Consider the following 19,339-nt stretch of genomic DNA (forward strand, 5'->3'; position numbering starts at 1 on the left):
CAGCTTAATTGAGCACCTGAAGCAGGTTGATACCGTCATTGCAGATAAAGGTTATGACAGCGATGCTTTTCGTGAAATTATCGCCAATAAAGGCGGGAAATCTGTCATTCCAAGGCGCCGCTATAAGAATACGCCTCAAGAAAGAGTCGATTGGTGCTTATATCGGTATCGACATTTAGTGGAGAATGCTTTTGGAAGAATTAAGCACTATCGAGCAATATCAACAAGATATGACAAGCTAGCAAGAAATTACGCCAGTATGGTGTCACTGGCGTTTATGTTAATGTGGCTGCCGATGTATTGCTGAGCAACATTTGCACAGCAAAGATCAACAGACCCTAGTTCATTGCAACAAATTCGTTGCTAATGGCCTATCACTAACCATTAATTGCTAGAAGATGTGTTAGATACTGACTCAATCTTTTTAAAAAGTGACCTGAACAAAGCAAAATCAGCCGCAAATCTGCTCGCACCCATTTTTTAGCGCTGGTGTTAGCACTATTGGATAACATCAAAGATCGATTAACAGCTCGCCTAATCTAAACAACTTCCAGTTGCCGGGCTGCATGACATGCCACTGTTCGTTCTCAGTCAATGGACGAGTCGCAATCACAGTCACGACATCGTGGGCCGTGGTTTCCTTATCAAAATCAATCACCACATCGGTATCGATAAGTTTCGCTTTGCCAAACGGCGCGCGGCGAGTGATATAACATAAGTTGTTACTGCAATAGCTCATCAAATGCTCGCCATCGCTCAATATCATGTTGAACACACCTAAGGCACGGATTTGCTCGGCCAACGTCGCGACATAATGGAACACAGCCAACATATCCTCGGGTTTAGTGCCGCCAAACTTCTGGGCAACTTGTTCCAAAATCCAGCAGAAAGCGAGTTCGCTGTCAGTATCGCCAACGGGTTGATAGCGAGAAACGTTGAACTTGGGCAGATAGTCCGTCAATTGGCCATTGTGGGCATAGGTCCAATAACGTCCCCATAATTCGCGGGTAAAAGGATGGGTGTTCTCTAAAGATACGCAGCCGCGATTCGCTTGGCGAATATGGCTTATCACCACTTCACTTTTAATCGGGTAAGATTTGATCAATTTTGCAATATGCGATTCGCTACTCGGGCAAGCATCTTTAAAAGTACGACTGCCTTTGCCCTCGTAAAACGTAATACCCCAGCCGTCCACGTGGGGACCGGTTACGCCACCACGTTGTGCTAATCCCGTAAAACTAAACACAATATCGGTTGGCACATTGGCGCTCATCGCCAGTAACTCGCACATATTTCTCGCCTATCATCAATCAAAAATCCACTTGCTGGCATTGTAACTAGTTGATGACATTTGTGGAATGATCAAAGCTGACAAATAATTTAAACAATTGTTTGAAAAATACTTGTATTAAAATTGTCTTAGGTTTAACTTTTATGCGACACAGGTCTGACCACAAACTATAATTGTGATCGCAATCAACAAAACACTCTATGACCTGTGGTTGGCACTCGGTCATATTTAAGGAGAATTACAGTGACTACCCTACTTTGGATCATCGCCATGATCTTAGTGCTAGGAGCCCTAGCTTACCTTCGGGTATCTTTGCTCACTGCCACTATTGCAGCCGCTGTTGTGATGACAGCAGGATGGACACTTGATGTTGTCGGCCCTATCTCTTGGATCATTTTCCTTGTGGTAGCCTTGCCGTTAAATATCAGTGCATTTAGACAAAATGTGATCAGTCGTCCACTGATGAAGGTATATCGCGGCATCATGCCGGAAATGTCTTCAACAGAGAAAGAAGCGATTGAAGCCGGCACCACTTGGTGGGAAGCCGATCTGTTTGCGGGTAACCCTAACTGGAAAAAACTACATAACTACCCAGTTGCGCGTTTAAGTGCAGACGAACAGGCCTTCCTCGATGGCCCTGTTGAAGAAGTGTGCCGCATGGTGAATCAACACCAAGTGTCACATCAACTTGCCGATCTGCCAGCCGACGTATGGCAATATCTGAAAGATAATGGCTTCTTCGCCATGATCATTAAGAAAAAATACGGCGGTTTAGAGTATTCAGCTTATGCCCAATCGCGCGTGTTACAAAAACTCGCAGGTTTGAGCAGTGAGTTGGCATCAACTGTTGGTGTGCCTAACTCTTTAGGCCCTGGAGAGCTGCTGCAACATTACGGCACGCCAGAGCAACAAAACCATTATTTACCGCGTTTAGCCAAAGGGTTAGAAGTACCTTGTTTCGCACTGACCAGCCCAGAAGCCGGTAGCGATGCTGGCTCTATTCCTGACTTTGGTATCGTGTGTAAAGGCCTATGGGAAGGTGAAGAAGTTCTGGGGATGAAGCTGACCTGGAACAAGCGTTACATCACTTTAGCCCCTGTCGCGACAGTATTAGGCTTAGCCTTTAAACTGCGCGATCCAGAGCATCTACTTGGCGATAAAGAAGAACTCGGTATTACTTGTGCTTTGATCCCTACCGATATGGAAGGAGTTGAAACCGGTCGTCGTCACTTCCCGCTCAACTGTATGTTCCAAAACGGTCCGACTCGCGGCAACGAAGTGTTTGTACCATTAAGCTTCATTATTGGCGGCCCGAAAATGGCTGGTCAAGGCTGGCGCATGCTGGTGGAATGTTTATCAGTGGGCCGTGGTATCACACTGCCATCAAACTCAGCTGGCGGCGTGAAAACCGCGGCACTGGCAACGGGTGCTTATGCTCGCATTCGTCGTCAGTTCAAATTGCCTATCGGCAAGCTTGAAGGTATCGAAGAGCCAATGGCACGCATCGGCGGTAACGCTTATCTGATGGATGCGGTAACCACGTTGACCACTACAGGTATCGACCTAGGTGAAAAACCGTCGGTTATCTCTGCGATTGTGAAATATCACCTGACAGACAGAATGCAGAAATGCGTTATCGATGCCATGGATATTCACGGTGGTAAAGGCGTGTGTCTTGGCCCCAATAACTACTTAGGCCGTGGCTACCAAGCTGCGCCTATCGCGATTACCGTTGAAGGCGCAAACATCCTGACCCGTTCTATGATCATCTATGGCCAAGGCGCGATTCGCTGCCATCCGTACGTGCTTGCAGAAATGGAATCAGCGTTTGATACCGAATCGGGTCAAGGTTTAGCTAACTTCGATGCGGCCATCTTTGGTCACATTGGTTTCGCGACCAGTAACTTCATCCGTAGCTTCTGGTTAGGTCTGACATCAAGCCGTTTCTCTAACGCGCCTTATTCAGATAAAACCAAGCGTTATTATCAACAGATGAACCGTTTCAGTGCCAACCTTGCCCTGCTCTCTGACTTAGCCATGGCAACCTTGGGCGGCAACCTTAAACGTAAAGAGCGTATCTCTGCCCGTTTAGGTGACCTACTGAGCCAACTGTATCTGGCATCTGCCACGCTGAAACGCTATGAAGATGAAGGCCGTCAAACCGACGACTTGCCATTAGTGCAATGGGCGGTTGAAGATGCGCTGTACAAGTTACAAGCCTCGTTAGACGATTTATTGGATAACTTCCCTATGGGTCTTGGCGGCGCACTACGCGTGGTGATGTTCCCATTCGGTCGTCCACTGAAACGCCCAAGCGATGTGTTAGATCATAAAGTCGCTAAGATCATGCAAACACCGTGTGAAAGCCGTGACCGTTTAGGTAAAGGCCAGTTCTGGACCAACTCTGAGCATAATGCTGTGGGTATCCAAGAACAAACGCTGCTCGACATCATTGCATCTGAGCCTCTGCATGACAAAGTCTGTAAAGCGAGCGGTAAACGTCTACCCTTCATGTGGTTAGATAAAGTAGCCGCTGAAGGTAAAGCACTGGGCGTGCTGAGCGACGATGAAGTTAACTTGCTAGAAAGAGCGGAAATCGGTCGTATGAAGTCAATCAACGTTGATGACTTTGACCCTGCTGAACTGCGTCCAGAAGTGGTTTCAACCTCTTCACAGGAACGCGCAGCGTAATCCATTCAGTAAGATTTAAAAGTTTCGTCCTGAAATAAGTTGACACTTATTTCTACCTAAACGCCCGATAAACCTTATCGGGCGTTTTATACTTTTAGGCCAATTTCCCATCATATAGGCACACCACGCGCTGGTCATATAGACGACGCATCCAACAAGGTTCAGCGAAGCTCACTATCCTCATGTTTCTGCTTATTCATCGGAATTGAATACCATGAAGCAGCTATAGCAACGACTGCGTCAAAATGTTAATCGTTGCGTTAAGGACTGTGGCGACATTATCGAACAGTGTTCCATAACGTGGAATAGCTTTATTCAGAAGAAAGTGATAGTGATAGGGCAATTCTAACCAGCTAATTAATGTAATCGGTATTATCTTTTTACTCGGGAGTGAGTGGGTGAGCATAGTCATTGCATGCCCTGCATTGATGTAGACAGTCAATCCAGTTTTCCATGCTTACGTAACCCTTGAATCTTGAATACTGTACTTGTCTTGAGCCTGCTTATAGGTCATCGCCTTTTCCACTTGGTCGACAACGACCAATTTAAAAGCGAGGGAATAATCACGTTGAGTTCGTTTAATTGTTGAAGTCATTACACTCTCCAAAATGAGTTTGAAAAGCGTCAATGCTATTTAGGATGGGGCATCAGCCACAAAAAAAGCGCCCTTAGGCGCTTTTTTGCTTCAGTTACGACAATTAAGCGTAAACGAAGTCAACATGTTCAATGATTGGCTTGAACACGTGGCGTTGCATAGCTTGTGCGCGTACACCCACTTCTTTACCATCAACAACGATAGTCAGAGTAGAAGTGTAGAAGTCAGCATTAGCTTGAATGTTAATGATATCTTTGTGATCAAAAACAATAGAAACTGGCTCTTTGCCTTGGCCATAAATAACAGCAGGTACTTTACCAGCATGGCGTAGGCGGCGGCTCGAACCTTTCCCTATTTCAGTGCGGGTTTGTGCTTGGATAGTGTAAGACATGTGTTTCTCACTTAAATTTAGAGTAAAAAGTTGCCGACATTTTCGACCAATGACGGCTCATATAAAGCGCGCGAATACTAACATAGATACCCAAGGCACACAAGAATCCTGCAACCCACCAATTTTTAAGCCGCGGCGTTAGTAAAAAAGGTAGCTATTTATCAAATTGAAGAACTTGTATCTTGGCTGTTACAGCTGAGAAAAGGCTTTGATCTCAAACAAAAAACACGCGATCTAGATCACACTGGGAAATTAAGAAGCCTGATAAGCTCGGGCAAATTTCGATAACTGCTGTGTCAAAAAATGCGTCATGCACTATACCAGTTACAACAAGAAAACAGACTTTCATGCCAACTGGCCCGTGAACTTATCTCACTTATCGAAACCGTTCCTTACCAGCAAAATACCCTCGAATTAAAATTCTTAGAATTGCTCGCTTGTGCGCAACAGAAAAACCGCAGCTTAATATTACTCATGCAGGTTGTTGAGTCGGTCGATATTGAATTACAAAGACAAAGACAGTATCAATTCTCACAACATTTAAGTTTATTAATTTGTGATTGGCAACAACATAGAGAAATGAACAAACTTAACCAGCAATTTATCCCGCTGCTGAGGCATTACCTGACAGAGTCTCAAACCCTAGAGCAAGGATTCTATCAACGAGTCCAACAACAAATCATTCAAGCTACCAATGTCGTACTGGCCCACAATCGACATGCACAAAGCCAGAGCTAGGATAGTAACCCACGCCTCCCAGTTTTAGGGATAAAGCCGCGTCTCTGAGGGTTTTAAGCTTAACGCTTGGGATCGCGATATCCATAGCCATACCGCGCATGTGATAACTCTTTTTTGCCACGCCGCCACTGTTGCTCGCTAGCATGGCATTGGTTTTGGGTGAACGGTAACCAGAAATCACATGGATTTCATCGTCGACATTCAATGTCGTTTTAAGTGAATAGAGTAAATCGAATAAACGTTTATCCATGGGCGCTGCCACATTCTGACGGTGATCGCGCAATAAATGGCTGAAATCGTCTAATACCTTACTTTGATAATGACCATCAACCCAGTAACTGCCATCGTCGCGTTCACCGGTATGGCGATTAAACAAACTTAACTCACGGATCCCTTTGGTTGAACGACTGGCTACTGCTTTTGAGGGAATAAGAGAACATAATGCCACACCACTTAGGCCTAACAATAACTGCCTACGGGCAGGACATATCAAAGTCACATGATCACCTTTTGCATGCTTTTTGGTCACTAATCAAGCAAATTATACTGAATAGGCCCTAAGATCAAGTTTTGCCAACCCTATTCTGCCCACGATTTTAAAATGCTCTGCGAGTTCAATTTGTTATCTTAATTCTGCTTTATCGTGCAAAATCTTAATTGAGATCTAAAACCGTGGCAGGCACGGCATTCGTCAACTCAGCTTCTAAATGATAAATGTCGCTACGGTATTGCTCTTGCCCACTGTCATCCAGCCATGCAGTCCAATACACCAGATGCACTGGCAGCTTTTGAGAAAGTGAAAACCACTGGGGCTGCGTTACATCTGGGGCTAATTTGTCCCATAAACGCTTATCTTTGACTAAATGTTCCTTAAACCATTGAGCTAATTCAGTGACTTTTTCAATCCGAATACAGCCTGATGATAGTGCCCTATCATCCTTATTAAAGAGACTTGGCTCAGAAGTGCCATGCAAATAAACACTGAAACTGTTATCAAAGTGGAACTTATATTTGCCTAATGCATTCTTCGCCCCTGGGCGTTGCACTAGCTGATAGGGAAATGAAGTGCTAGCTAAAGCCTGCCATTCTTCTGGCATGTGTTGCACCAATTGACCATTATAGTCATACACATCAAATTGGCGTTCATTAAGATAATGACCATTTCGCCGAATTTGCGGCAGGATATCTCGGCGTAAAATGCTGCTTGGCACTCGCCAACTGGGATTAAGGACCACGCTGGAAATCTGGCTATCCAGCAGCGGGGTTTGCCGTGAAGACTTGCCCACTATTACTTTGGAATTAAGCACTGTGGTGCCATTATCGACTAAGGTCATTTCAAAGGCTGGCACGTTAATCAGCAAGTAGCTTGGCTCCAACTTACGTTCAAACACTCGTTGCCGAATGGTATTTTTAGCCAGTAAGACAGCCCTAGCCTTTGGCGATTGATTCAGCCAATACATGGTCTGCTTACCAATCACTCCGTCTTGTTTTAACCCATGCCTGTGTTGAAAACGTTTAACACCAACCACCAATTCTTCGCTATAGACAAGGTTCGTTGTTGCTTCTGTTTCTAAATCACCCAAAAGCCACAAACGTTTAGCTATGATATCAAGGAGTGGATGGCTCATTCCGGCCGTTAACTTTTCATCCAACACTAAGGTTTCCCAAGGCTCAGTCGCATCCAATTGCACTAAATGGGCGACTTGTTTTAACACCCTCTGATATTGAGCATCCGTTGGAATAACGGTTAATACTGTGTCTACAAGTGCGCCGTTATTACATTGCGTAAAGGTCTTGATATAACGCCAGTAGCCCGTCACATCAGCTTTAACCCGCGCCACATCAGCCGCTGATAAGGTATTTGGTGATAGCGTTAATTCACGATAATGCAGACCAAAAACAGGATTAACGCCTGCAAGATCCAGCAACAACACCTGTTGTACGAGTGCCGTAAGTGGCAAGACTGCATCGGGCTCAGCCGCTTTACCCTCTGTACTTGGCTGCACATGCTGCATGCTTGGCTGTACGCTAATACTGGGAGCAGATGAAATGGCTTGAGTCTCATCGGCGGCCATCGCCAACGTCGTTAACATAATAGGAAACCAGGCAATAACACTCAGCACTATCAGCCCAAAACGGCAATTCTTGGGTATTTGCTTAGTGTGCGATGCGCGTACAAAGCGGGGGAAATACTGGATTATCTTGTGCAATACCATAAATACTCCCTTCGCTATTTAAGGTCAGCTGAAAACCAGCGATCATGTCAGTCATGTAATACGACTATTCCATGGGGATCAGTTAATTACTAGGGGAAAACTGCAGATTATGAAAAGAAAAAATGCCACTGAGGTCGTCAGTGGCATTTTCATTACTACCAAACCCATTTACGAGCAAACGCTGCGCTAGTGTTGGTTCGCTGTGCGTTAGATATTCGTTAGCAAAAAGACACCAGATCTTCTTCAACAAATTGCTCGGGTAATTTCTGCAGGCTACGTAACATCAAAGGATTCGCTAATACCATCGCCATTTCTTGGCGATTCAATACAGCTAATGCGCTCTGTTGGCAACGAGCCTCATGCACTTTTACATGCACTATGGCTTCCATCGCTTCAATCGGAGTCCCCGCAGCGCGCAAAGGCTGTTTATCTACCATAGCCAAATGCAATTCCATCAACTCAGGGTCTTTAAGCACCTGTGCTAATGTCCAAGGCTCAGCAATGTGTTCTTGGTAAGCGGCACGGGCTTCCTGTGCTTGCAAGCAAATCTTTGCAGGATTACGCTCTTCAGGTGTCGCAAGAATACCCGCACGCTTGAACACTTCGCCGATTTTAACAGAACCCGTCCAAGCTGAAATAGGCACGGCAATCCAGAGTCCAATCAACGCCGGACTCATCCAAGCTAACAAAGTCAAAGAATCCAAAATCGCCGCATAACCTAACATCACACCCGCCAGCATATGCCAGCGGTGACGATAGATTAGCGTCATCCAAGGCATACTGCCATCATCACGACGTTGCGGCGACCAACCACTGTCACGGCCCATCAGAATAGACATCACGGCACCACAATGGATAAACATCATGATAGGTGCAATCAGCGCTGAGAGTATGACCTCAAAAATAACACTGAATATTGCTTTAATCCGGCCACCCACACTGCGAGCAAATTCGCCGTCTTTAAGCAGTAACAAGACGCCGAATATTTTAGGACCGAACAAGACACCCATAGTAATGTAGAACAATCTCAATGCCCTATCCGAGTCCATGATGGGCCAAGTGGGGAACAGTGAAAATTGATCGGTGAAATATTCAGGTCGAATAAAGTGTGCCTGCAGGGCTAACATTAAACCGGTCAAAATCAACATCAACCAGAAAGGTGATGATAAATAGGCCATGATGCCCGTCAGTAAATGCAAACGGCTCACCCAATGCAAACCTTTGGTCGGCAAAATACGTGAATGCTGCAAATTACCTTGACACCAGCGGCGATCACGCACGGCTAAGTCGATAATTGATGGTGGACATTCTTCGTATGAACCGGGCAAGTCATAGGCAATGACCACACTCCAGCCTGCACGGCGAATAAGTGCCGCTTCAACAAAGTCATGGCTCATGATATGGCCACCAAAAGGCGGCTTACCCTTAAGGTTGGGTAATCCTGCCGCGGTCATGAAAGCTTCGGTACGAATAATGGCGTTGTGGCCCCAGAAGTTACCTTCTTTTTGTACCCACCAACCTAAACCAGTACCAATGACAGGACCATAAATCCGCGCTGCAAATTGCTGTAAACGCGCCATTAAGGTGGTGCCGTTGATCAACGACGGAATGGTTTGAATTAAACCCGCATCAGGATCGGCCTGCATACGCTGGGCTAAACCTGTGATGGTTGAAGACTCCATCAAACTGTCAGCATCAAGCACTAATAAATGATCGTAGCGCGAACCCCAACGACGACAGAAATCCGCCACGTTACCCGCTTTACGGGCGACGTTTTTACGGCGACGACGGTAATAGACCCGCGAATGTTTATGGGTTTCCTGACGTAACACCAAAAACGCCTGCTCTTCAAGTAAGGCGATATCGGGATCTGTGGTATCACTTAAGATAAACCAATCAAAAGCATGACCATGACCCGTTTGCGACAAGGTTTCTGCCATCACAGAAACCGCAGAGAATACCCTATCAGGGGATTCGTTATAGGTCGGCATTAAGATCGCGGTGCGCGTATGCAATTCAGTTACTTGCAGATCTTTTGCTCGCGGTTTGCGCAGCAAAATTAAAAAACCCGCAATACCACTACAAAACGCTAAGGCGATCCAACAAAAGTTAACCGCAAATAACGCCAACACGAGATATTCTAGTGGCGTAATTCCGCCAATACTAAATACCGCGCCCATTTCATAGATAGCGAATAAAGACAGTAATAAAGCACCGCCAACCACTAAGAAGCGGCGCGAAGCACGCGAACGTACTCCATTAGCCACTGTGCTACGGCGAGGGAATCCCTCTGGCATCTTACTTAAATTTTGGGGTTCCATAGCGCCAGGCCGTTCATTTGGCATAGCACTACCACCCACGAGGACTTCCGTCTCGAGTACCGAGTTTTCGGATACAGTCATATCATGTTGCTCCGTCATGAACCTTACAGCGTCCAGCGATAGAGCCAGGTTTCAACCTGACGAGGAGTTGGGAACTTGAGTTCAGCGCGCAGTTCGATAAGTTCTTTATCTTCTGGCTCTAATTCAAAAGCTAAGCGATAGCCATTTTTGGCTGCATTACGGGCAATCACCACATTGGTGACCACACCACCAGACGCTTCTACTTTAGCAACTGGCATTTCATCTGTCATCGGACCTTCAATTTGATAGTCGACCACAAATAAACGTCTTGGTGTTGCTTTAGCGATATCAGCACGGCCACTGGCAGAGCGAGACACATGTACAGCACCGACTTTAGCCGCGGGTTCATCACCCCAGCTCATGCGATAGGCAAAATGGAATTCACTGCCCGCAGGAATAGGCTGACGAGGTTTCCAGTAGCTAACGATGTTGTCATGAATTTCAGACTCAGTCGGAATTTCAGTCAACACCACAGAACCTTGGCCCCAGTTACCCACAGGCTCAATCCACAGACTTGGGCGACGTTCATAATGTGCTTCTAAATCTTGGTAAGACGCATAATCACGCTCACGTTGGATCAAACCAAAACCCTGTGGCGAGTTGTCCGAAAACGCACTGACCTGTAATTGACGTGGGTTAGCCAATGGACGCCATAAATGCTCACCACGGCCGTTTAACATCAATAAACCGTCTGAATCATGTACTTCAGGTCTAAAGTCATCGGTATCGTGACGACCATTGAGTGAATGCAGGAACATGCTCGTGCTGGGTGCTAAACCGACTTTGCTCAGCTCAACCCTTGGAAACAGCGTCGCTTCAACATCAATTAAAGTGTTATCACCAGGACGGACAGAGAAAGTATAAGCACCCGCCACACTTGGGCTATCTAGCAAGGCATGCACAACAATCAGGTTGCTGTCATTGTATGGACGTTCAACCCAGAAGGCGCGAAATATTGGGAATTCTTCCCCTTCGGCATCGGCGGTTTTTAACGCTAAACCACGTGAAGATAAACCATAGGCGTTACCTTTACCTAAAGCGCGGAAATAACTCGCACCTTGGAACACCATAAGTTCGTCAAACACACCGTTAGTATTCAGTTGGTTATGGATGCGAAAACCTGAGTAGCCAATGTCGTCATTGGGTAACGCTTGGGTAATCACTTCACCCGCGGTGAAATACTTAGGCTCGTAGGCTAAGTGCGTTGCGTTCTGGCCTTCCACAATCGCAATCTCGATCAGATCTTGAAAATAAAAGCCACGGTGGAACATTTGCATTTGAAAAGGCACGCCCTGATCACGCCAAATAGACGCAGTCGGGTTAAAACGAATGTCACGGTATTCATCGTATGACAATTTAGCTAGGCCGGCCGGTAACGGGTCTTTAAGGGCCACATACGGTTTCGCTGCCAAACGTTTTGCAATCTTCACCACAGTATCGCTATCGAAAGCGCCTGTTTTAGTGAATCTCACTTGATTTTTTGTAGCGGGCTGAGAAATCACTTTCGGCGGAGTTACCACAGGAACTGTCTCGGCGGGTTTTGTCTCTTCAGCGTACGCGACACCAGACAGGGCGACAACAGCGCCTAGCGTCAGTGAACAAATGAGTGACGAATAAGGTTTGGACGATGGGCAACGCAACAAGCTAACCATAGATAGGTAACCTAAAAAATAAACTAAGAAATCAATGTTTTTTATGTATACAGTGAATTTTTTTCATCCTCGCTTAGGGGCGAAAAAAAACAGTTGCTTACATATCGCGAAAGATATCAGAAGGAGAAAAAAACTCATAAATAAAGATGCAGTTAACCCCTTCTACACAATACTATTTGAGAATAAGTTTATACCTAAAAGGAATATAAAAATAACATTATCATGCATATTTCTGCTTTCACAGTTACAAAAGCAGGTTAAGTGATCCAAATGCTACATTTTTGAAAGTAAAATGAGACTTTTTAAAGTCTCAACTTAGTGTGGATGATCTTAGATGAAAAAACGCAATTAGCGAACCAATCTGTTGGTAAACCTAAGAATTTTTTCTAAGATAGCAGACAAACTCACAATTACACTCACCCAAATGTATCAAAACCACTGAGGTGATGTCACTTAAACTGCGGATCTATTTTAAGATGTTAACTTCTGAACTATTACGGCAAAAAAAGAGTCACAGATAATCCGCCCTGCTCCCTTGGCGCGATCACTAAACGGCCTTGGTGCAATTCAATGATGTGATGGCAGATAGATAAACCTAAACCCGCACCTATGCCTTCATTTTCATTCACACGATAAAAACGCTCTGTGGCATTAGCAATCTGCTCCTCTGTCATGCCTTGGCCACGATCCGCAATACAGATACTAATCTCATCACCCAGTGAATGGGCCGACACTGAGATTTCTGATTCCTGCGGGCTGTATTTGCAGGCATTTTCAATAATATTTTTTAGCACCAGCAGCAGATAAAAACGATCGCAGGTCACGGTCAGCTGGGGCGCGATATTGATATTCCATTCATAATCGGTGATTTGTGGCATCAATTGATTAAGCGCATCTTCAACCATAGGCAAGATAGCGTGGGATGACACATTGAGCTCATTTATCGAATCCACCCTCGCTAACACGAGTAACTGTTCAACGGTATGACTCATGTGCACCACGCCGGCATCAATCGCAGCTAGATGAAATTTCTGCTGTGGATCATCGTCAATCAGGCTCTCTAAACCGTGTTGATGTAATTTAATCACAGATAAAGGTGTTTTCAGTTCATGGGCAGCATCGGCGCTAAAACGGCGCTCACGGGCAATGAATCTAGCTATGCTATTGATATATAGGTTTAATGCGCGTCGAACGGGTACGAGCTCTTTCGGTAGCGACATAGTCAGCGGCGTGAGATCGTTCGGCGCCCGCCCAATCAGCTCCCTTTCAAAGGTTTTTAACGGCCGGAACAATAGATAAAACAATAGGCTAACGATAAGTAGTGTCAAAGGCACCACAATCAAGGGCACGATAACCGCGTTGTGCATGATTTGTGATACGAGCTCTTGGCGCACTTCATCCTGCTGAGCGGTGACAATCCAAACATGATTTTTAACCGAGAAAAAACTGAACACATGCCAGAGTTCACCTTCGAACACTTTCTTGTGATAACCCTGCACGAATCGGGTGATAGGTTGATGGCCAATATTGTCCGACAGCACTAAGGCTTCGCCCGCCTCACTCCAAATTTGAAACGCCAATTTATGCTCATAGGCGAGTTTCAGGGCATCGGCTTTTTCGGCAAAGGAACTGATCTGGCTATCGGGAACGTGGAGCACTTGGGGTCTCGCGGTACTCTGGGGCGTCGCACCGGGCTCAGTGTGATAAAACAGCTCCAGCATTTTCGCGGTTTGCAGCATTTGCGCATCGAAGAGTTCTTCTATTTGATGCTTAGAATCCCGAGTACTCAACCAGCTAGAGACAGCAACGGACACTGAAATACCTGACAAAATCAATAATGTCAGTACCAAACGCAGTGAATACACATCCAGCCCCTTTAATCGAATCACTTCAGTTTCCTAACGTTTAACCCTCAGCTAATCACTGAGGTATCAATAGCCACAAACGTGAGTATTGTCACTTAATTCAGTGAATTAATTTATTTCAATCAAGGTATAGCCAATTCCGCGCACGGTTTTAATCAGCTCATTGGCGAGCTTTTTACGCAGATGATGGATATGCACTTCAATCGAGTTGCTGCCGACTTCATCCCAGCCATAGGTTAACTGTTCCAGTTGGCTGCGCGTCAATACGCGCCCTGCTGATTGTGCGAGTTCAAGCAATAATTGGAATTCACGCCGCGAAAGCAGCACATTTTGATCGCGAAAGGTCACTTCGCGGGTATTTAAATCAATGCACAGCGCACCAATAATCAAACTGTTGTGATCGAGCCCGTACTGGCGTCTGACGATGGCGCGAATGCGCGCGGCCAATTCACGCACATCGAAGGGTTTACCGAGATAATCATCGGCGCCCATGTCTAAGCATTCGAGCTTAGTGTCAAAATCAGTATTGGCGGTCAGGACTATTGTAGGAATTGACACTCCCTGCTGACGCCAAGCTTTAAGTAACTCTTTACCGTTACCGTCGGGTAAACCCAGATCGAGCACTATGGCACTGAAGCTTTCATTTTTAACACCCTGTAATGCTTGCTGATAACTATTAAGGTGATCAACCTGCATGCCCAGCTTTGCCAAACTCAAGCAAATCCCTTGGGCCAATAACTCATTGTCTTCAACCAACATAATACGCATTCAATGTCCTTAACAGAGCCTTTTAAAAGAACCCTTAACGGAAAATACTAAACTTAACATCTTGTTGCTGTAAAAATGCTTCCGCATCTTGGCCCTGTAACATGGCCATAGTCGCCAGCATTCCAGCGGTCACGCAGTTTGGCCCTAACACAGTCACGGAGCGCGGCGCATGGACGACGGGATAGCCAGTACGCGGATCGACAATATGGCCGTAACGCTTTCCATCTACTTCAAAAAAGCGCCGTGTATCGCCGCTGGTCGCTAATGCGCCCTGGCTAATAGCCAGTACACTGGCGGCGCGATCGAGATGGCGAGGATCTTCAATGCCCACCTGCCATGGGTTCACTTTGGGCACAGGACAGGCGATATCGCCACCAAAATTCACTAGCACAGGAATATCTGGATAACATTCAGCCAACTCATAGGCGACTCTATCGACTGCATATTCCTTAGCAATGCCGCCAAAATCCAATTTCATTCCCGATGGCATCTCAATATGGCGCGAATCAAACTCGATACGCTCAAACCCCACTAAGGCTTTCGCGGCAAGTATGCGGGCATGTTCAGGCAATTGGGCTTTGGGATCAAAGCGCCACAGCTCCATTAACGGCCCTGCAGAGATATCAAATAATCCATCACTAAGCTGAAAACATTGTTTGGCAAAAGCCAATAACTGCCAGGTTTCTTCATCAATAAGCTGCTTATGACCATAGGCATGGTTTAATTGCCACAGACAATTCTGCGCAATAAAGCGACTGTACTTATGTTCAATACGCAGCGCCTCAGTGACGGCCATATCCAACATATCGTCGGCAATATCGAGTTGATCGCATGCGATGAGTATTTCACAGGGACTCGCCATGGCTCTAAATTCGCCTACATAACCCCAATCACGGCGTTGCAGCGAATAAAGTGCGGTTTTTAGGGATGATGTTGACATCATAAATCACCTCTTTACATGGCACCCCACTGGGATTCAGCTTAAATAAGCTCAGGGGTAAATTGAGTATGGGTAGCTAAGCTACCCATACAGTTTAACGCCTTGCTATCTGAGTCAGTAGCATTATTTCGTATTAAAAAGAATAACTAAACTGTGCTGTTATCGCCTTCTGCGTCGGGAACAGATCAAAGTTTTGCAGCTCTCCTGGGATAGTAGTGCCGTTATTTTTCGGATCCTGTTGGTAATACTCTAAGCGATACGACATCTCATGACCGCCCGATAATCGATGGCCAAATTTAATCCCTATCGTATAAGCCGACATATCACCGATACGATAATCGGCACTGGCAAACTCGGGCAGTGGCGCATCTGCCATCAAGAAAGGTTGATAGAAGTTAGCCGCCGTTTGTTGGTAATAACGTAGATGCAATTGACCGTAAAAATTGCCCGTAAAGTAATAACGGTAATGGGTTTCTAAGGTGTGCGATGTGAGATCCCAATCATCGGTATTATAACGATAGGAAAAATCCACCACGCCCGCATCTAACGCGCCTTTAGTCATCACGTAAAAGCTATGCTTCAAGCGAGCATCGGGGCGGCTTTCATACAAGAGATCCTGAGTGATGCCATTGTTATCCACCACACTGAGTACTTTATAGGGATCGGTTAAATAGCCATTCACACTCGATAAACCATAATTGGCCTGCAACAACCAGCGCTGGCTCAGTACTTGGGTGATGCCTAGCATCACATCGGCGGTTTGCTTGTTATCGCTGCCACTTTGACGAGTCGCATCAAATGCGCTGCGGTATGCTTCTTCACTGGCGAAGTTATCGCGAACCGCCATTGAGGATAAATCTACCGGACGTCCACCGACAGGATCGACCACATCGAAGCTGTAAGCTGTGCCTAAAAATAACGTCGTGTTGTCTTTATTGAAGCCGCGTTCAATACTGGCATTGAGCCCCATTGACATATAATCAAACTCTTTCGAGCCATATGCGCCAACATTGAGTTTCCAATCTGGTGTTAGCACTTCACTCCAACCGACATTGGCTTGTACGCGAGTATCGTGAAACGTGTCATCGAGCGGTGTATCGCCCGCTGCCACACTGTATTGGCCATTGCCCGAAGGACGAGTAAAGGTTTGGCTGCTACTTTGGGCCACAGCGCCCGAAGCCGAGGCACCGGTTAAGCTATCGACCACCAATTTGAGATCCAGCACGCTATCATCGCCAAAGGCTTTTTGCGCTGTACCTATGGCTTCAACGGCCTGCACTCTATCCTGCTCACCGTAATACATTAGCGCAGCATCGACCTTCCAGTCGTCAGCTTTTTTAGATAATTCAGTCGCGTGGCCACTGGTGGCAAACAGCCCACAACTGGCTAAGGCTAACGCACCCGCAATCTGTTTCGATTGTCTTGCATTTATTTGATTGTTTTTTTGGGTCATAGCTGACAACACCTGTAGGTCACTTTTATCTATTCAATACCGCGGGATTTCGCCCGTGATTTAAGCACATCTGCGCGTTACATTTGTGCGTTACATCTAAGGGCAACTAACACCAACGGAGAGTTTAGTTACAGCCACATCCACCACCAGCAAAGGCACGGCCACCGCTACTGCCTTCTTTACTAAAATAAATATGATCATCGAGCGCCAGATCGAGCTTTTCACTGTCGAGCGCCATATCGCTGCGGGCCAACTGGCCTTTCTCCCATGGCTGCACCCCTAAATTTGAACAACCACTCAAACCTATAATGAGTGTGACTGCGACTAATGCGGGTTTAAGCATAAATTACTCCTTCAGTAAATTGACGAGTTCTTGCTCGTATTCAGCGGCTTTATCGGTATAAAAACCAACATGGTGCTGCACTAGCTGACCTTGGCGATTGAACATAAAACTGCTCGGCATACCGAGCAAATCGAAACTGCGCGCCACATCTCCTTCGGGATTGAAACGCACTGAAAAATTGGCGGGGACTTGTTTTAAGAATTCTTGAGCTAACTCGTTATCTGTATCTAGGTTGATTGCCACGACGGCCAAACCTTGATCTTGATACTTTTTTTGGATCTCATTCATCCACGGAAAGGATTTACGGCAAGGCCCACACCAAGAGGCCCAAAAATCGACATAGACAACTTTACCTTTAAACTCACTCAGAGAAACAGCTTGGTTTTGCGCGTTAAACACTTGATGATCCAACGACGGCGCGGCTTGTACGCCAGCGGCCATTAAACTGAGTAACAACAATATTTTCTTCATAGAATATTCCGCGTTAACGATTACCTTTGAATCTATTAACTGAATCTTAAGGTTTTCTTAAACAAGCTGATATAAGTCCAATTAAGCCGTATGCGCAGACTCCCCCACTTAAGGTCGGCATTTTCAACAGCGCAACCTTAATAACATGAGCGCCGATTAAGTGACCGATTTCATCCAAAATGGCAAATATGAGACATTTTGTCCCATTAGAAAAAGTGAAATTAGATCTGCGTCATGTTAATTAAATGTCAAATTCAGTTCTATCACATCTCTTGAAAATTCTTGATATACATCAATAATCTTTACACTCCAACGGCCTAAACTGACCCTGTCAATTATGTAAACCCTTACCAATTTACATTTAAATAACAAAAAAGGTTGACCCATGGACACACATGCAGCCCTATATGAACAGGGAAAGGCGCGCTTAGATGCGTTACGCCAATTCGCTCCCCGTCAACAACAATCGCTGATTGAGAAAATGCAACAGCACGGCATTAGTCGCCGTGATTTTATGAAGTGGAGTGCCATGGTGACGAGCATGCTCGCATTGCCGCTCCCTTTTAGTAACTTAGTAGCCGAAGCTGCCGAATTAGCCGACCGTGTACCCTTAATCTGGTTACACATGGCCGAATGTACTGGCTGCTCAGAATCCTTAATTCGTACCGATACCCCCAATCTAGATTCACTGATTTTTGATCATATCTCCTTGGAATATCACGAAACCTTAATGGCTGCTGCAGGTTGGCAAGCCGAAGAAAACCTCGAAAATGCACTCGAAACCTACAAGGGCCGCTATTTACTGGCCGTTGAAGGGGCAATTCCGACCGCCAATAACGGCAGTTTCCTCACTGTGGGCTGTAAAGGCCACACAGGATTAGAAATCATCAAACATGCTGCAGAAGGCGCCGCCGCGATTATCTCTGTCGGCACTTGTGCGGCATTTGGTGGCGTGCAAGCCGCCTATCCAAACCCAACGGGTGCGAAAGGCGTGCACGAAGTGGTCAGTAAACCCGTCATTAACTTAGGCGGTTGCCCACCGAGCGAAAAGAACATAGTCGGCACTTTGATGTACTTCATCATGTTCGGCAAATTACCTGCACTGGATATGTTTAACAGACCTAAATGGGCTTACGGCGCACGGGTACACGATAACTGTGAACGTCGCGGCCGCTTTGATGCCGGTGAATTCGTTGAAGAATTTGGCGATCACGGCGCGAAAGAAGGCTACTGCCTGTATAAAGTCGGTTGTAAAGGTCCATACACCTATAACAACTGCCCAACCGAGCGCTTTAACCATCACACCAGCTGGCCAGTACTTGCTGGACACGGTTGTATGGGCTGCTCAGAACCTAACTTCTGGGATGACATGGCCGACTTTGAAAAACCCCTTGGCCGTCAACTCCTCCATGGATTGGATGCGACCGCAGATACTATTGGTGCGGTGATTTTAGGCGCGACTGTGGTGGGCATTGGAGCCCATGCCGTTGCCAGTATTTTTGCCAAACCGCTGGAGGAATAAC

15 protein-coding genes and 3 pseudogenes are annotated in these 19,339 nt (G+C 46.0%); 5 read left to right on the forward strand and 13 right to left on the reverse strand.

The window, feature by feature from the left end; all coding sequences use genetic code 11:
* Window positions 1-307, forward strand: a pseudogene (locus Q4Q46_RS17365) (IS5-like element ISSod6 family transposase); the annotation flags it as partial.
* A 204-nt stretch (window positions 308-511) separates the two neighbouring features.
* On the opposite strand, the gene Q4Q46_RS17370 reads toward Q4Q46_RS17365, so the two are convergent.
* The gene (locus tag Q4Q46_RS17370; RefSeq protein WP_006081496.1) at window positions 512-1,291 is read right to left on the reverse strand and encodes a class II glutamine amidotransferase; all 780 of its coding nucleotides are present in this window, start codon (window positions 1,289-1,291) and stop codon (window positions 512-514) included.
* Between the two features lie 243 nt (window positions 1,292-1,534).
* Here Q4Q46_RS17370 and fadE point away from each other — a divergent pair, with 243 nt between their 5' ends.
* Together fadE and Q4Q46_RS17380 are read left to right on the forward strand one after the other, a co-directional pair.
* The gene (fadE, locus tag Q4Q46_RS17375; RefSeq protein ID WP_311906596.1) at window positions 1,535-3,982 is read left to right on the forward strand and encodes an acyl-CoA dehydrogenase FadE; all 2,448 of its coding nucleotides are present in this window, start codon (window positions 1,535-1,537) and stop codon (window positions 3,980-3,982) included.
* Window positions 3,983-4,175: 193 nt separating this feature from the next.
* Window positions 4,176-4,331 (forward strand): annotated as a pseudogene (locus Q4Q46_RS17380) (IS630 family transposase); the annotation flags it as partial.
* Between the two features lie 92 nt (window positions 4,332-4,423).
* Here Q4Q46_RS17380 and Q4Q46_RS17385 read toward each other — a convergent pair.
* Together Q4Q46_RS17385 and rplY are read right to left on the reverse strand one after the other, a co-directional pair.
* Window positions 4,424-4,577: pseudogene (locus tag Q4Q46_RS17385) on the reverse strand (IS3 family transposase); the annotation flags it as partial.
* A gap of 103 nt (window positions 4,578-4,680) precedes the next feature.
* Window positions 4,681-4,968 carry a 50S ribosomal protein L25 gene (gene rplY / locus Q4Q46_RS17390; protein WP_028760163.1) on the reverse strand — a complete coding sequence of 96 codons (288 nt, stop codon included), beginning with the start codon at window positions 4,966-4,968 and terminating at the stop codon, window positions 4,681-4,683.
* A 303-nt stretch (window positions 4,969-5,271) separates the two neighbouring features.
* On the opposite strand from rplY, the gene Q4Q46_RS17395 reads away from it, so the two are divergent.
* Window positions 5,272-5,706, forward strand: a complete 435-nt coding sequence (locus Q4Q46_RS17395) for a hypothetical protein (protein ID WP_220775979.1) — start codon at window positions 5,272-5,274, stop codon at window positions 5,704-5,706.
* On the opposite strand, the gene mepK is transcribed toward Q4Q46_RS17395, so the two are convergent.
* The 10 genes from mepK to Q4Q46_RS17445 form a co-directional block, all read right to left on the reverse strand.
* Entirely contained in the window at window positions 5,657-6,205 is a 549-nt protein-coding gene (gene mepK, locus Q4Q46_RS17400; RefSeq protein WP_220592802.1) for a peptidoglycan L,D-endopeptidase MepK, read from the reverse strand. The genes Q4Q46_RS17395 and mepK overlap by 50 nt on opposite strands.
* A 154-nt stretch (window positions 6,206-6,359) precedes the next feature.
* Window positions 6,360-7,922: a L,D-transpeptidase family protein gene (locus Q4Q46_RS17405; RefSeq protein ID WP_311906597.1), complete on the reverse strand. Its 1,563-nt coding sequence runs from the start codon at window positions 7,920-7,922 to the stop codon at window positions 6,360-6,362.
* A 218-nt stretch (window positions 7,923-8,140) separates the two neighbouring features.
* Window positions 8,141-10,324: a glucans biosynthesis glucosyltransferase MdoH gene (gene mdoH, locus Q4Q46_RS17410; protein ID WP_220592800.1), complete on the reverse strand. Its 2,184-nt coding sequence runs from the start codon at window positions 10,322-10,324 to the stop codon at window positions 8,141-8,143.
* 23 nt (window positions 10,325-10,347) lie between these two features.
* On the reverse strand, window positions 10,348-11,976 hold the full coding sequence (locus Q4Q46_RS17415) for a glucan biosynthesis protein G (RefSeq protein ID WP_011846652.1): 1,629 nt from the start codon (window positions 11,974-11,976) through the stop codon (window positions 10,348-10,350).
* A gap of 494 nt (window positions 11,977-12,470) precedes the next feature.
* Complete coding sequence (locus Q4Q46_RS17420; RefSeq protein ID WP_311906598.1) at window positions 12,471-13,865, reverse strand: ATP-binding protein; 1,395 nt, start codon at window positions 13,863-13,865, stop codon at window positions 12,471-12,473.
* 84 nt (window positions 13,866-13,949) lie between these two features.
* Complete coding sequence (locus Q4Q46_RS17425) at window positions 13,950-14,609, reverse strand: response regulator transcription factor (RefSeq protein ID WP_006081389.1); 660 nt, start codon at window positions 14,607-14,609, stop codon at window positions 13,950-13,952.
* Between the two features lie 34 nt (window positions 14,610-14,643).
* A complete protein-coding gene (locus Q4Q46_RS17430) occupies window positions 14,644-15,552 on the reverse strand; it encodes an FAD:protein FMN transferase (protein ID WP_126492094.1) in 909 nt (302 codons plus the stop codon).
* 130 nt (window positions 15,553-15,682) lie between these two features.
* Window positions 15,683-17,002, reverse strand: a complete 1,320-nt coding sequence (locus tag Q4Q46_RS17435; RefSeq protein ID WP_311906600.1) for a DUF3570 domain-containing protein — start codon at window positions 17,000-17,002, stop codon at window positions 15,683-15,685.
* A 124-nt stretch (window positions 17,003-17,126) separates the two neighbouring features.
* Window positions 17,127-17,345 carry a DUF4266 domain-containing protein gene (locus Q4Q46_RS17440; RefSeq protein WP_220775984.1) on the reverse strand — a complete coding sequence of 73 codons (219 nt, stop codon included), beginning with the start codon at window positions 17,343-17,345 and terminating at the stop codon, window positions 17,127-17,129.
* Window positions 17,346-17,348: 3 nt separating this feature from the next.
* Window positions 17,349-17,816: a TlpA disulfide reductase family protein gene (locus Q4Q46_RS17445; protein WP_311906601.1), complete on the reverse strand. Its 468-nt coding sequence runs from the start codon at window positions 17,814-17,816 to the stop codon at window positions 17,349-17,351.
* Between the two features lie 385 nt (window positions 17,817-18,201).
* Here Q4Q46_RS17445 and hyaA point away from each other — a divergent pair, with 385 nt between their 5' ends.
* Window positions 18,202-19,338 carry a nickel-dependent hydrogenase small subunit gene (gene hyaA, locus Q4Q46_RS17450; protein ID WP_006081384.1) on the forward strand — a complete coding sequence of 379 codons (1,137 nt, stop codon included), beginning with the start codon at window positions 18,202-18,204 and terminating at the stop codon, window positions 19,336-19,338.
* Window position 19,339: the final 1 nt, after the last annotated feature.

Origin of the sequence: Shewanella vaxholmensis (assembly GCF_031932135.1) — a bacterium.
Lineage (GTDB): Bacteria > Pseudomonadota > Gammaproteobacteria > Enterobacterales > Shewanellaceae > Shewanella > Shewanella hafniensis.